Below are 562 nucleotides of genomic sequence, written 5' to 3'. Positions count from 1 at the left end.
CCCGTGCACGCGGCCGCGCGATGCGCTAGAGGGCAGGGGTCCGGCCTCGCGGGCCGGCCTGGATTCCGACTCGCCTCGGACCTCCTGCCGGCCGCGCGCCGCCGCCATGGTCCGACGCGGAGCCCGGCATGAGCGAGACGAGCAACACCCTCAAGAAGGCGCCCAAGCGCAAGCCCACCAAGGGCAAGAGCGTCAGCGTCTCCCCGGAGATGCGGCAGGCCTATGCCAACCTGATCCAGGAACGGGCCGAGAAGCAGGAAACCTACGGGCGGCACCTGCCGCAGGAAGAGACCAAGCGCCGGTAAGAGAACCGGGTTTCCAAAGGGCTCAGCCCTTTGGCGGGTGATCAGGGCGGCGCGCCCTGACGGGACAGCACCCCGGGCTCCGCCCTGCACCCGCAAAAGGTCGTAGACCCAGCCCTTTCAAGGTGTTTGATTTGCCAGAACCCTGGCGGTTGCGACATGGGCGTTGGTCTGGCGTGCGGGCTCGGTAGACCGCGGCTTGGGTTTTCGCTGGCTGGCGGCCACGCGTTTGGGGTCGATGCGCCGGGCCAGGCTCAGCA

1 protein-coding gene is annotated in these 562 nt (G+C 69.0%); it reads left to right on the top strand.

The window, feature by feature from the left end; all coding sequences use genetic code 11:
- Window positions 1-128: 128 nt before the first annotated feature.
- A complete protein-coding gene (locus E4T88_RS18815) occupies window positions 129-305 on the top strand; it encodes a hypothetical protein (RefSeq protein WP_167755478.1) in 177 nt (58 codons plus the stop codon).
- Window positions 306-562: the final 257 nt, after the last annotated feature.

Origin of the sequence: Dysgonomonas mossii, from assembly GCF_004569505.1 — a bacterium.
Classification (GTDB): Bacteria; Bacteroidota; Bacteroidia; order Bacteroidales; family Dysgonomonadaceae; genus Dysgonomonas.
The sequence above is the reverse complement of the archived record's forward strand: the minus strand, read 5'-3'. Positions and strand labels throughout refer to the sequence as shown.